The following is a 13,184-nucleotide window of genomic DNA, read 5'->3' on the forward strand; positions in this document are numbered from 1 at the left end:
AGGAGGGCCGATGGAAGGGTCTGGTTCTCCGACGTTGGAGCAGGTCGCGGCGGTCGCCGGGGTGTCGCGGGCAACGGTCTCGCGGGTCGTGAACGGCTCGCCGAAGGTGTTGCCGGAGACGGTCGCCGCGGTCGAGCAGGCGATCCGGCAGTTGGGGTACGTACCGAACCGGGCGGCTCGCGCGCTGGTGACCCGTCGTACGGATTCGGTCGCGATCGTCGTACCGGAGCCGGACAGCCGGGTGTTCTCGGACCCGTTCTTCGCCGGCATGCTGAGCGGCGTCAGCCGGACGTTGGCGCCGACGTCGTCGCAGTTGGTGCTGCTGATCGAGCCGGCCGAGGGGGATGACCAGCGGTTCATCCGGTACCTGCGCGGCGGGCATGTCGACGGCGCGATCATCATCAGCCACCACGGGCGCGACAACGTGCTGCAGGAGTTGGCGCAGTTGCCGTTGCCGATCGTGTTCAGTGCCCGGCCGCTCGGTGTCGACGTACCGGTGGCAAGTGTGGACGTGGACAACGTGGCTGGGGCGCGGACCGGGGTCGAGCATCTGCTCGCGATCGGGCGGCGGAAGGTCGCGACTGTTGCCGGACCGCTCGACATGACGGCCGGGATCGACCGGTTGACCGGTTACAAGGACGTGATGAAGGAAGCCGGGCTGCCGGCCATTGTCGAGTACGGCGACTTCACGGCCGACGGCGGCGAGCAGGCGACGCTGCGGTTGCTGGATCAGCATCCTGATCTTGACGGGCTGTTCGTCGCCTCGGACCTGATGGCGACTGCCGCGCTCCGCGTCCTCTCCCAACACGGCCGTCGCGTGCCCGCCGATGTCGCCGTCGTCGGCTTCGACGACTCGGTCCTCGCGACCATGACCACACCGAAACTCACCACCGTCCGGCAGCCGGTCGAGCAACTCGGTGCCCGGTTGGCCGAGATCCTCCTGGCGAAGATCGGCGGGGCGCACCTCACCAGCCCCGAGATCTACAACACCGAGCTGATCATCCGCGACAGCGCCTGACGCTCTCACCCCACCGCGTCACGTTGGGGGTTGTGTGCGTGAGTTATGTTGGTGGTGCCAACGTTGGCGCTACCAACATAATGATCTCTGGAGTTCAGATGAACGACGAAGCTGCTCGGGTGCTTGTGGTCGGGCGTAGTCCGAGCGTGTTGGAAGAGGTGGTGGGGAGGTTACGGGAGTCCGGGTACCGGGCCGACGTGACCAATCAGTTCGGGGAGGTGCTGGAGGACTACGACGCCGGCGGGATCGATGTGCTCGTGTTCGGGGGGATGGTTCCGCCCGATACGAAGGAGTTCTTGCGGGAGGAGGTTGGCAGGCGGAACGCCTCGGTAACCGTCGTGCAGGGGATGGTCGGGATTCCGGGGGTTCTTGCCGCTCAGGTTGACGCCGCGACTCGCGGGAGCGGGGCCGCCGTTGTCGAGTACGACGAGACGGAGCGGACCGTCCGCCTCGAGTTGCCGGAGGATGCGCGGGTGACGGTGGAGGCGTTCTGGATGACCTCGTGGACGCCGCCGGAGCCGGGCAGTACTTCGTCGATGGTGTTCGAGGGGGAGCTCGCCGCAGGGTCGCGTGAGGTGGTGCTTCCGGATCGGGTGCCGGGTGAGGCGGCGTTCGTGGTGGTGAGGGTTGGCGGCGACGCTCGGGTGTTCGCGGTCGGCTCGATACCTCAAGCGGTCACGCGGATGGTGCCGAAGTCGGCGGCGGATCAGCGGTTGCCTGAGGTTGCCAAGGTCAGCACGCGGACGTTCAGTTGAGGCGGGCGTCGGGCAGGCCGTAGAGGATGTAGGCGAGGCCGAGCGGGTTGCCGAGTCTGAGTAGCTCCAGCCGGGCCGTTCGCAGTGCGGAGCCGAGGCTGGTGCCGGGGGTCAGCGCGCCGTCGAGGAACGTCTTCGCGAACGCGTACGCGAGGCTGGGGAAGATGGCTGTCTCGGTACCGATGACAGCGCCGGCTCCGTTGTAGGTGAAGCCTTTGACGAGACTGATCGCCTTGTCCGGTTCAAGTGCGGCGGTGTCACAGGCATTCAGTACGACGAGAGGCCGGTGCTCGAGCGCGACGTGCTTGGCGGCGAGATTCGACTTGGAGATCGCCGCGCGTCCGAGCTTGTCCAGGACCAGCACCGGTCCGCCGCGGTCGCGCTGCTGGCCGTGGCACAGGAAGTACAGGATCGGGTACGTCGCCGGCTTGGCCGCCTCTTTGAACCAGAGGTTCCGGTCGGTGACGTGCACCGATCCGGGCAGTCGGTTGATCACATCGCCGGCGTGGTTGGTCACGCCGGCGACGACAGTGTCGGGCACAGTGCCGATCAAGGCCGCGCGCGGCGAATCGCCGCCCAGATCGAGGCGTGGTGTCGCGTCGTCGTCGTTGTTGTCGGACAGCGGTACGCCGACATCGTGGCGCAGGCCCCAGAAACCGCTGGGACAGACGACCTCGGTGTCCGCGTGCTCGCAGCCGTCCGCCCCGAAGCAGGCGGACTCCAGCAGTGGCGTCCGCAAGCGGAGCGCTTCCTCGGCCTCCGGGCAGAGGGCGAGCGGGACGTTCGGATCGGTGTCCAGGTCGAAGTCGTAGAGGCCGGCCATCGGAGGCACGAAGGTGGAGTCGTTGCGAGGAGCGATGTCGACCACCCCACCGGGACGGCGCATGAGTTGCTGAAGCTCGCGGCGGCGCGTGGAGTTGGCGAAGTGACTGGAGATCTCTTCCCACGCGTCGTACCCGCTCCGGGCGAGCTCGATCAGATCCTTCCGCAGGCCGGTGAATGAGCCGAAGGTCCCGTCCGGGAGTCGCGAGTACTTGTACGCCGTCGCCTTCGGCGGACTGTCCGATCCCCAGGCCGCGATCCGCAGGCCGCCGCGGATCATCTGCAACAGGTCCTTGACCTCGAGACCGTCGAAGACAGCCGACATCGACACCTCTTGTTCGTCGTCGGCGCCACGGAAGAAGAACCCGTGCGTGCCGTCACCGACGCTGTTGGTGTAGATGCTCAGTCTGCGTTCGGCGAGGCGGCTGACGTCGGTGGTGGTGGGAGACGAGGCGATCGCGTACGGCGTACCGACCTTGAAGCGGGCGGTCTGGCGGCCGATCGACAGGACCAGGTGATGCACGCGGAGCAGTGCGCCGTGGTGGTAGAGGCAGACGCGAAGGTGGGACTGCCCGGGCTCGGTCGGGGTGTGGAAGCGGAAGTACAGCCGGGTTCTCCGCAGTTCGTCCGGTACGTCGACGTCGTCGGCCGGCTCGCCGACGCCCAGCGGGCGGCCGCTGCCGAGCCGGAGCGTACCGCTCGAACTGTTGCCATCGGCATCGAACAGGACCACCTCGAGGGTGTCGCCGGCAACCATCCGGGACAGATCGATACCGCCCATCGGGTCCGGCAACGCATCGGGATCCGCCGGCCCGACGCTCGCCCAGACGAGATAGTCCTGATCGGGTTGCAACGAACGATTGACCAACGCGACCGCCGGTGTGTCCGCACGGGCCAGACCGACGTTGAACTGATCGGGCTCGCCCAGGTCGGTCCTGAAGTCCGAGAGATGGTTCAGGGTCGGCAGCCAGGCGGCGTAGCTCAGCGCGCGTCCGGGCGAGTACGTCCTGGGCTCGATGACCATCATGCGGTGCACGGTCTCGGAATCCAGTCCGGCGGTGACGCCCGTGACGAAGTGTGGAAACGCGCGCTGGGCAACGGATATCTGGCTGTCGAGCGCTGATGGGATCCGCGTGAGGTGCCCGGTGAGAGTCAAGCGCGCGGCATCGGCGAGCTGCCGGACATCATCCGTGGTGTCGTCGGCGGCCGTGGTCAGCGCTTCGCCGAGGTACTCGCGGCTGACGGCGCTGGCTCGCTGCAGAATGCCTTCGTTCAGCTGCAGCAGCTGTCCGGCGATGGCACGGACCGCGGCGTCGCGACCCAGCGGATTGTCGTCCGACGTCAGCTCGTCGAGTACGTCGACCGCCGAGGTGAGCGCGGGCACCGTCCGACCCGGGTCCGCCAGCGCTTCGACCTGGAGCCTGCGCACGAGCAGCGCCGGTACCGCCGACAGGTCGGATTGTGTCGCGAGGTTCTTCCACAGCTCCTTGTAGATCAGCTCGAGGACCTCGGGACGCACCCGCGATCCCAGCTCCTCGTTGGTCGTCCGGACGAGCCGGTACCAGGTGAGTTCGCGGTCGCGACGCATCGGCATCTGCGCCTTGGTCGTCAGCGTCGTCGCGACATCCAGAACCCTGGTCAGGGACGCAGGATCTCCCACCCGTATGACCATTCGAGCCCCCCTCAAACGGTTACGGAGAGCGTACGCTCTGATCAGGTCTTTGCACGAGGGGGGAACCATGGGAACAGAGACCACTGTTGAGTACCGGCTGCCCGTGACCAAGGTCCGGCTGCAGGCCACGGTCACCGAGACGGTCGACACGATCGTCACCGAGAAAGCACCTGACGGGACCACCCGTCAGGCGAAGTCGCGGACAGCCGAGCGCAGCTTCACGCTCGTCACCGTGGCCGATCCGACTCCGTGCCTGCAGGTCAAGGTCGAGAGCGGACTGATGCGCGACTACGCGTTCGAAGTCGGTCTGACCGACGACGGACGCCTCACCAGCACGTCGATCGAGACAACCGGCCATCTCGGCCAGGTACTCACCGCCGGCGCAACGATCGCAGGCACAGCCCTGGCGCTTGCGACCGGCAACGTCCCGTTGGCCGCGCTGCTGGGAGCGGCCGGTGCCAACGCCGCTGTCGAGGAGCCGCTCGGCGACGGGGGCGACGACGTACCAGCGGACGAAGAGCCGGCGGACGAGGAGCCGCTGTCGCCGGAGCAACAGGTGTGGCAGGCGTACCTCGCGGCGTTTCCCGAGCAGGCGACGCGCCAGACCGAGCTGACCGAAGAGCAACAGACGTTGGTGGGCGCCCTCGACGCAGCCCGTCGCAGGCTGCGGCTCGCAGTACCGGACCCGGCGAAGATGAAGACTGAGCGGGAGGCGGTCGCGACACTGGCCCGGTTGAAGGCTGACAACGAGCGCGAGCTCGATCGCGCGAACCAACTCTTCGCCGCGTGGCGGTCCGGCACCTTGACCGAGACGAAGATCGTGTACGACGAACTCGTCGACCTCGCCTCGCTGCCGACCTGGTACGCCGGAGTGCTGACGTTCGGGACCGATGCCGAAGGCAAACGGGTCGAGACGTTCTTCGAGAACGCCCTCGGCGTCGCGGCCCTCGTCACCGAGAACGGCACGGCCACGCCGACCTCCACCACGCCGACGTTCAAGACCGACCGCTTCTACTACCGAACACCGCGCCGGGTCCAGATCGGCCACGCCGTTGGCACGGCGCAGAAATCGGCACTGATCTCAAGCGAACGTGTCCTGGTAATGGACCGCGCCGGCGAGCTCGTCGACGTACCGGTCCGCAAGTCCTTGAGTGGGAAGCGCTCGACCGGCATCACCACGTCCGAGCTCGGCGCGATCACCAAGATCAACTATGGCGGAACCGCGAGCGCCGACGCGGGACTGCAAGCGCTCGCCGGCGTGCCCGCTGCGTTCGGCGGCGCCTACGAGACAGTGTCGAAGGCGCTCACCGCCCCGCAGCAGCGCGAGCTCGACAACCTCAAACGTGCCGTGGAGGTGGAGGAGCAGCGGCTGAAGCTCGCTGGTCAATCGGCAACGGCGACGGACTACGCGGAGCTCGCCCGGTTGAAACAGGAAGCCGAGATCGCCGAGCTCCGCGCCAAGCTGCGGCAGCAGGGCGGCTAGGGCGGGTCGTTCTGGAACTGGAACTGGACCCGGATCGAGTCGTCCAGGGGGATGACGACGGTGGTGTTGGAGGCCGACCAGGTTTGCGGGACGAGGAAGAGGCGGTTCTGGCCTACGACCAGCAGGCGGAGGCCGCGGTAGCGGTAGTTGAAGGTCTGGCCGGTGCCGGCGCGGAGGGTGGTTTCTTCGATGCCGGGGGAGCGGAGGGCGAGCTTCTCCTTGGTGTCGAGGATGACGACCGGGAAGCGGTTCAGGTGCCGGGCGTCGGCGCGGGCCAGGCCGCGGCCGGAGTACTGCGCGGTTGTCGCGGTCGCCCAGAAGGCACAGGTGACCGTGACGACTGCGAGCAGGGCGATGAGGATGCGTTGCGGGCCGAGGGTCGGGTCGGCCTTGCGGCGTAGATAGGTGAGGTAGGCAAGCGCCGCCGCGGAGAAGCCGATCACGCCGGGGACGATGAGGGCGTAGTACGGCACGTGGCCGATGAGCGGATACGCGAGGAGGCCGGCCACTCCGAGGATGAGGACCAGTACGGCGACGCGGGCGGCGCGGCGCACTGCGACAGGTGTCGGGTGGATCGCGTGGTGCAGAAGGAGTGCCGCCACCGCGAGCAGCGTGATCACGAGCAGCGGGACCAGCAGGGGCTGCGGACTGCGCATCACGTAGTCCTGGGTGCTCAGGCCGATCGTGTCGACGTCGATCCCGAAGTACGCGTACTGCGAACGCGACGAGACGTAGCCGAAGTAGAACAGCAGCGCGCTGAGCAGCGTCACCGGCGTGATGATGCCGGCGGCGAAACTGATCCAGCGCTCGGCCTGCGACCGTTCGTCGGCCATCTCAGCTCGTCGGCGTCTCGGGTGTCTCGCTCGGCTCGGGGTTCCCCAGCGCACGCGTGTCGAATCCGATCGAGCTGGTGTTGTTCTGCTTGATCGACGCGCAGTCCTCGGCGCTGGCGCAGGTAGCGGTCGCCGGAACGACCAGCGTGGCGTGCTGCCCCTCGTCGGGAGTGACCTGACGTACGCCGACGTAGCAGGCCGGCTGGTCGTCGGCGGTGACTTTATTGCCGGGGCACTCCGGCCCCTGGCCGCCGCAGGCCGACTGGTCGAGTTCGAACAAGGCCGGATCGACGCCGGGCGTGCCGTAGGTGAGCGTGGTGCCGTGCGGAAGGTCCAGCCCGGTCAGGCTCACGCCGACGCACTGCTTCGATTGGTCGGACGGTTGATCCGCCTGTGCCCCCGGGCCGATCGGGAGCGAGACGATGCTGATCGACGGCTGCTTCTGTTCGGGTTGGGTCGACTCGGCATCGGTCGGCTCGGGCGCCGGTTCGGTGGTGTCGTCGGCGGTCGCGGTCACCACCGGCGTCGGCGTACCGCCGTCGGTCGACGAACACCCTGTCAGCAACAGGACTGTCACCGATACCGTCGCAACCAACGCCCGCATGACAACCACCCCCAGGACCCAGAATGACCCTCTGTGCAGACTGCGACAACCTTTTGTTCACTCTCCGCTGCGACAACGGTGCATTCGTGATATCCCTAACTGCGAAGGGGGACTGTGAATGACCGACCACGAGATCCGGATCGCGCTGGTTCTGAACGGCGGTGTCAGCCTGGCGGTCTGGATGGGCGGGGTGACGCACGAGCTGGATCTGATCCGGCGTGCGTCCGGCGGGTCCGACGCGCCGGAATCCCAGCCGTACGACGCTGTCCTGGCCGACCGTTGGCGCGAACTGTGCCACCGCGGCGAGGAGCGGCGGCGCGTGGTGGTCGACGTGATCGCGGGGACGAGTGCCGGCGGCCTGAACGGTTCGTTGCTGGCGACAGCGATCGCGAACGGTTCGACGCTGGATCCTGACGGTGACAACGGTCCCTGGCTGCGGCAGAAGTGGGTCGCGCTCGGCTCGCTCGATGTGGGCAAGCTCGTGCCGTCGGCCGGCGTGAAGTCGAGTTCGGTGCTCGACGGCAAGTACTTCCTGCAGCAGCTCGAGGACCTGCTCAAGGGCGTGGCCGACGCGGGCGACAGCGATGCCGAGGAGCCGGTGACGCTGTTCGTCACGGCGTCCGGGCTGGGTGTGCAGCAGTTCAAGGCCAGGGACGCGGCCGGGCAGGCGTTCGTCGTACCGGATCATCGGTATCTGTACGGGTTCACGAGCGAGGACGCGCCGACGTACGACGGTGCCAAGCGCAAGTTCTCGGTCAAGGAGACGAACGGGTTGCAGGACACCGAGCTGCTCGCGCGAGCGGCGCGGGCGTCGGCGTCGTTCCCGGCGGCGTTCGGTCCGGTGCTGGAGACGCCCGAGCTGGCTGCGAGTCCGCCGCGGATGCAGCCCGGTCCGGCCGAGGCCGGGTCGTGGCTGGTGGACGGCGGCGTACTCGACAACGCGCCGTTCGGGCCCGTGCTCGACGTGGTCGCCCGCCGGCCGGTGACCGGCAAGGCGACGCGCTACGTGCTGTACGTCGTACCGTCGGCCGGGATCGGGCACGCCGCGACCGCCCTGCCCGGTGCGAAGGAGCCGAGCTGGCGGGTGACGGCGTTGTCGGCTGTGCAGTTCCCGCGCGAGGTCGACTTCCGCTCGGACGTCGAGCAGCTGGAGCGGTTGCTGCTGGAGGCCGATGCGTCCTGGTCCGATACCCAGCGGCTCTTCGATCGTTGCCTGAAGCAACCAGAAGAGCGAGCCCGGTTGAAGGCGGCTGCCACGGCGCTGCAACCGGCGTACTCGCGGGGTCGGGCGGCCGGTGGGGTCTGGGAGGCCGTGACGATCGCGAGCCACGACCAGTCGACCGTGCTGGACGCCGCGACCGCGCTGTCGGAGCCGGAGATCGACGAGATCCTCGCGACCAAGCATCCGTGGGTGCCGGGGCCGGACGGTTCGACGACCGCCGTACGCGACGATGCCGACGGCAACCCGAGCTGGCTGTGGGGGACCGGTGCGGCCGAGCGGATCGTGCGGCTGATCCTGCGTTCGCTGCGGAATCGGATCAGCAAGGCGCCGGGAGCCGAACGTGCCGAGCTGGACAAGCGGCTGACCGCGACGAGCGACTGCCTGATGAAGGTACAGGCGGTTCGCGACGCGCTCGACGTGGAGCTGGCCGCGGCCGATCTGGACCTGCGACCGGCCGGCGGCGCGGAGGCCGTCGCGGTCGGGCTGAACGACATCTTCGAGAAGTTGCAGATCCAGCGCGCTCTCGGTGACGCGTTCGCCGAGCTGGTCACGGTGGTCGGCTGGGAGCTCGTCGACACCGCGCTCGAGGTCGAGATCGTCTCTCGTTGTACGTCGGCACGCACTCCGCAGCAGCGCAGCGCGCCGTTCCAGTTCCTCCGGCTCGGGCCGGACATTCCGCTCGCCGTACTCGACGAGTTGCAGGAAGGCTCGATCGCCAACCAGCTCAACGAACGCATCCTGTACGGCAGTCAGGTCGGGCATTTCGGCGCGTTCGGTGCGGCCGACTGGCGGCGGTGGGACTGGTTGATGGGTCGCCTGCACTGCGTCGCGCATCTGGGCTCGATGCTCGGTGCGGATGCAGCCTGGATCCGCGAGACCCAGCGGCAGGTGCTGCAGGCCGAGGACTGGGAGATCAAGGCGGTCGCCGAACGGATCGAGCGGCTGGCCAAGGACTTCCCGGTCGACGCCGGGATGGGCGCGCTGGTGACCATGCGGAACGAGCTCAACGCCTCGCCCGAAGGTCGCGCGATCACCAAGGGCATCGCCGACCGGATGGTCGACGTCTCGTCCGGTCTCGGGCCTGAGGTCGGCAACTGGGTGAAGGCCGCCGCGGGCCGCAAGCATCAGCCCGGTTCGTGGCTGTTGCGCACGGCGCGCTGGTTCACCGAGCCGGCCCGGCAGACGGCCTGGGAGCGGATGGTCCGCGGCGCCAAGCTGAGCCCGGCGCAGCGGCCGCAGATCTTCGAGCCATGGTTGCCTGCGGCAACAGCTGTGATCGGGATCCTGCTGCTGATCCTGGCGGGCACGGTCGACGCCGTACGTCTCGTCGCGGCGCTCCTCGCCGGGGCCGTGCTGGCACTGAGCGCCGTGCTCGGTGTGGTCACCTGGTACGTACGGCGTGCCCGTCGGCGGATCCGTGCGTGGCTCGAGCAGCGGATGCCGGAGATCAGTCCAGAGTCACGAAATCAATGAGCTCCTCGACCCGGCCGAGCAGCGCCGGGTCGAGATCGGCGAAGCTGTTCACCTTGGACAGGATGTGCTTCCAGGCCGCCGCCACGTCGGCCTGATCGGTGGCCGGCCAGCCGAACGACTGCAGCACGCCCTTCTTCCAGTCCTGCCCGTGCGGGATCCGCGGCCACGCCTTGATCCCGACCGACGACGGCTTCACCGCTTCCCAGATGTCGATGAACGGGTGACCGACGACATGCACGTAGCGGTTGCTGACCTGGGCGGCGATCTTCGACTCCTTCGACCCCTCGACCAGGTGGTCCACGAGTACGCCGAGCCGCCGGCCCGGAGCGGGCTGGAACCGGTTGACGATCTCGACCAGGTCGTCGACGCCTTCGAGGTACTCGACCACGACGCCCTCGATCCGCAGGTCGTCGCCCCAGACCTTCTCCACCAGCTCGGCGTCGTGCCGGCCCTCGACGTAGATCCGGCTGGCGCGGGCGACCTTGGCCCGGACGTTGTCGACCGCGACCGAGCCCGACGCCGTCCGGGTCTTCTTCGGCGGGCCGGCCTTCTTCGGCGGCTTCAAGCTGACCGGTTTGCCGTCGATCCAGAAGCCCGGACCGAGCGGGTACGTGCGGATCCTGCCGTGCCGGTCCTCGAGATCGACGACGCCGTGCTCCCAGCGCACGATCGCGCCGACGAACCCGGACGTGGGCTCCTCGACGACCATCCCCTTCTCGATCTCGACCTCGACGGTCCGCCCGTTCTTCGGCTTCCGCCAGTCACCAGCTAGTACGTCGTTCCCATACCTGTCAGCCACCCGGCCAACTCTAGTAACTAGGAGCCGCGTGCGACGCCGTTGACTGGCGGCTCGGCGCGGTGAGCGTGAGCGCGACGTACGCGAGGAAGCCGACCACCAGGCCGACTGCCCACGAATAGTCGTAGAGCGGTTTGAGGAACGGGATCAGGCCGTCCTGCGGGAACGGGCCGGCGCCCGGGTTCGAGTACGCGCCGCCGACCGCGAGCAGGGAGCCGAGGAGGGTTGCCACGACACCGCGCCAGTTCCAGCCGGCGGCGTACCAGTAGCGGCCGTTCGGTTGGTAGAGGTCGGCGAGGAACAGGTTGGTCCGGTCGATCAGCCAGTAGCCCGCGATCAGCACCCCGGCCACCGAGGCGAGCAGACCGCCGTAGAACGACAGCCAGACGAAGATGTAGATCGACGGGTCCGAGATCAGCCGCCACGGCTGGATCACCACGCCGATCACTCCGGTCACCAGGCCCGCGGTCTTGAAGTTCAGCCAGCGGGGCAACGCGTTCGCGAAGTCGTACGACGGACTCACCACGTTGGCCGCGACGTTGCAGGACATCGTCGCGAGGATCGCCATGATCAGGCCGATCGTGACGATCACCGGGTTCTCGAACCGGCGGGTCAGCTCGACCGGGTCCCAGATCGCCGAGCCGTACAGCACGACCGTGCCGGAGGTGGTGATGATCGAGACCAGCGCGATGAACGACATCGTCGTCGGCAGACCGATGATCTGGCCCCAGACCTGTTGCCGCTGGCCCTTCCCGAACCGGGTGAAGTCCGGCATGTTCAGCGACAGCGTGGCCCAGAACGCGATCATGCCCATCAGCGACGGCGCGAAGATCTTCCAGAAGTCGGCGTCCCAGCCGAGCTTCGACGGCTGCGACAGGATCGGCCCGAAACCGCCGGCCTTGACCAGGATCGCGACCATCAGCGCGACGAACGCGACCGTCACCAGCGGCGCCGCCCAGTTCTCGAACCGGCGCAGACCCTCGATACCGCGGAAGATCAGCACCATCTGCAGCACCCAGAAGAATGCGAAGCTCAGCCACATCGTCCACGGATGCCCGCCGATCGCCGACGCGTTCAGCCAGCCGTTGCCGAACAGCTCGCCGACGATCACGTAGATCGCCTGGCCGCCGATCCAGGTCTGGATCCCGAACCAGCCGCAGGCGATGAACGCCCGCAGCAGCGCCGGGAAGTTCGCGCCGCGGACGCCGTAGAACGCGCGGGCGAAGACCGGGAACGGGATGCCGTACTTCGTTCCTGCGTGGCTGTTCAGCAGCAGCGGGACGAGCACGATCAGGTTCCCCAGCGTGATCGTGAGGAACGCCTGCAGCCAGTTCATCCCGATCGCGACCAGACCGGACGCGAGCAGGTAGCTGGGGATGTTGTGCGCCATCCCCATCCACAGCGCGGCGTAGTTGTACGTCGTCCACGTCCGCTCCGGCAACCGCGTCGGCGCCAGCTCGGCATTCGCGTACGGGCTGTTGGCCAGCGCATCAGGATCGGTCAGCTCGACCCGACCATCGGAGTGAACAGTCTGCTCGGTAGTGGCCACAGGTCCCACCTCATCCGGTCGGGCGATGTCCGTTCCGAACAAGTTGCGCGACGAGGTGACGTCGTGTCAACGGACAACTACCCGAAAGGGTCATCCCGGGCCGAGCAAGGGCAGACTTGGGCGTTGCGGCGCACCCAGAGCCTGATAGCCGCGACGGATCGCGTCCTGGAGTTTCTCGACCGGCCATGGCCAGTCCTCGGTGTGCTTGAGGGCATCGTCGAGCGGCGTGCCGGCGTGGTGCAGCGTGGAGATCGTATTGGCGACCTTGCCCAGGTCGATCGCCTGGTCGCGAGCGAACTCGACGTCGACGACCGCGCCGTGACCGGGAACGATCTTGGTTGCCGCGGTCATCATCCCGACCGCGGACTCGAGGGTGTCCGGCCACTCGAGCGGGAACGAGTCCTCGCCGTACGACGGCGGTGCCGACTCCTCGATCAGGTCGCCGACGAAGACCACGTCCACATCCGGTACGACGACGACCGTGTCGCCGGACGTGTGCGCGTTGCCGACGTGCAGGAGCTCGACGCGGCGGTCACCGAGGTCGATCACCTTGGCGGCGGCGAACGTCGTACCCGCGAGGTTTTCTTCGGTCGTTGCGTTCTCGTGGAGGTAGACCGTGGCGTCGGTGAAGACGCTGTTGCCTGCAACGTGGTCGAAGTGGGCGTGCGTGTTGACGACCCACTTGACCGGCGCCTCGGTGAGCTCGCGGATGTGTTCACGCAGCTGCTCGGCCTCTTCGGTGGTGGCGCGGGTGTCGATCACCAAGGCGCCCTCGGATCCAACAACCAGACCGACGTTCAGATCCCACTCGTCGTACCGCCGGACCCAGGTGCGGTCGCCGATTTCCGTCCACGTGCTCATGCGGTCGACATTACTTGAGCCTGGTGGTTGGCAAGCCCTCTCCCTCGCCCTTAGGCTCGCAAGTGTTCCGATCGGAACATCGAAACTTTCGAAGGG

General features: G+C 67.8%; 10 protein-coding genes. 4 read left to right on the forward strand and 6 right to left on the reverse strand.

The features are described 5' to 3' along the window. Positions 1–10 precede the first annotated feature (10 nt). Together FDA38_RS10325 and FDA38_RS10330 are read left to right on the forward strand one after the other, a co-directional pair. Positions 11–1,018 (forward strand): LacI family DNA-binding transcriptional regulator, encoded by a 1,008-nt coding sequence (locus FDA38_RS10325; RefSeq protein ID WP_137253785.1) that lies wholly within the window; start codon positions 11–13, stop codon positions 1,016–1,018. 98 nt (positions 1,019–1,116) lie between these two features. Then, a complete protein-coding gene (locus tag FDA38_RS10330) occupies positions 1,117–1,773 on the forward strand; it encodes a hypothetical protein (RefSeq protein ID WP_137253786.1) in 657 nt (218 codons plus the stop codon). Here the strand turns inward: FDA38_RS10330 and FDA38_RS10335 are convergent. Then, positions 1,766–4,255: a CHAT domain-containing protein gene (locus tag FDA38_RS10335; RefSeq protein ID WP_170989655.1), complete on the reverse strand. Its 2,490-nt coding sequence runs from the start codon at positions 4,253–4,255 to the stop codon at positions 1,766–1,768. The genes FDA38_RS10330 and FDA38_RS10335 overlap by 8 nt on opposite strands. A gap of 79 nt (positions 4,256–4,334) precedes the next feature. Between FDA38_RS10335 and FDA38_RS10340 the strand changes: the two genes are divergently transcribed. Then, entirely contained in the window at positions 4,335–5,750 is a 1,416-nt protein-coding gene (locus tag FDA38_RS10340; RefSeq protein ID WP_137253788.1) for a hypothetical protein, read from the forward strand. Here FDA38_RS10340 and FDA38_RS10345 read toward each other — a convergent pair. Together FDA38_RS10345 and FDA38_RS10350 are read right to left on the reverse strand one after the other, a co-directional pair. Continuing rightward, the gene (locus FDA38_RS10345; protein ID WP_137253789.1) at positions 5,747–6,583 is read right to left on the reverse strand and encodes a hypothetical protein; all 837 of its coding nucleotides are present in this window, start codon (positions 6,581–6,583) and stop codon (positions 5,747–5,749) included. The genes FDA38_RS10340 and FDA38_RS10345 overlap by 4 nt on opposite strands. Position 6,584: 1 nt before the next feature. Continuing rightward, complete coding sequence (locus tag FDA38_RS10350) at positions 6,585–7,187, reverse strand: hypothetical protein (RefSeq protein WP_137253790.1); 603 nt, start codon at positions 7,185–7,187, stop codon at positions 6,585–6,587. 118 nt (positions 7,188–7,305) lie between these two features. On the opposite strand from FDA38_RS10350, the gene FDA38_RS10355 reads away from it, so the two are divergent. Further along, positions 7,306–9,882 carry a DUF3376 domain-containing protein gene (locus FDA38_RS10355; RefSeq protein ID WP_137253791.1) on the forward strand — a complete coding sequence of 859 codons (2,577 nt, stop codon included), beginning with the start codon at positions 7,306–7,308 and terminating at the stop codon, positions 9,880–9,882. Here FDA38_RS10355 and FDA38_RS10360 read toward each other — a convergent pair. The 3 genes from FDA38_RS10360 to FDA38_RS10370 all read right to left on the reverse strand — a co-directional run bounded on the left by FDA38_RS10360 (position 9,857) and on the right by FDA38_RS10370 (position 13,088). Next, positions 9,857–10,681: a DUF3097 domain-containing protein gene (locus tag FDA38_RS10360; protein ID WP_137253792.1), complete on the reverse strand. Its 825-nt coding sequence runs from the start codon at positions 10,679–10,681 to the stop codon at positions 9,857–9,859. The two genes, FDA38_RS10355 and FDA38_RS10360, sit on opposite strands and share 26 nt — an antisense overlap. Positions 10,682–10,691: 10 nt before the next feature. After that, entirely contained in the window at positions 10,692–12,227 is a 1,536-nt protein-coding gene (locus FDA38_RS10365; protein ID WP_137253793.1) for an NCS1 family nucleobase:cation symporter-1, read from the reverse strand. A gap of 90 nt (positions 12,228–12,317) precedes the next feature. Next, complete coding sequence (locus FDA38_RS10370) at positions 12,318–13,088, reverse strand: MBL fold metallo-hydrolase (RefSeq protein WP_137253794.1); 771 nt, start codon at positions 13,086–13,088, stop codon at positions 12,318–12,320. Between the last annotated feature and the right edge of the window lie 96 nt (positions 13,089–13,184).

Origin of the sequence: Kribbella jiaozuonensis (assembly GCF_005233875.1) — a bacterium.
GTDB lineage: Bacteria > Actinomycetota > Actinomycetes > Propionibacteriales > Kribbellaceae > Kribbella > Kribbella jiaozuonensis.

Coding starts and splice junctions, on each gene's coding strand:
- FDA38_RS10325 (WP_137253785.1), top strand. CDS start 11: ATGGAAGGGTCTGGTTCTCCGACGTTGGAGCAGGTCGCGGCGGTCGCC.
- FDA38_RS10330 (WP_137253786.1), top strand. CDS start 1,117: ATGAACGACGAAGCTGCTCGGGTGCTTGTGGTCGGGCGTAGTCCGAGC.
- FDA38_RS10340 (WP_137253788.1), top strand. CDS start 4,335: ATGGGAACAGAGACCACTGTTGAGTACCGGCTGCCCGTGACCAAGGTC.
- FDA38_RS10345 (WP_137253789.1), bottom strand. CDS start 6,583: ATGGCCGACGAACGGTCGCAGGCCGAGCGCTGGATCAGTTTCGCCGCC.
- FDA38_RS10350 (WP_137253790.1), bottom strand. CDS start 7,187: ATGCGGGCGTTGGTTGCGACGGTATCGGTGACAGTCCTGTTGCTGACA.
- FDA38_RS10355 (WP_137253791.1), top strand. CDS start 7,306: ATGACCGACCACGAGATCCGGATCGCGCTGGTTCTGAACGGCGGTGTC.
- FDA38_RS10370 (WP_137253794.1), bottom strand. CDS start 13,088: ATGAGCACGTGGACGGAAATCGGCGACCGCACCTGGGTCCGGCGGTAC.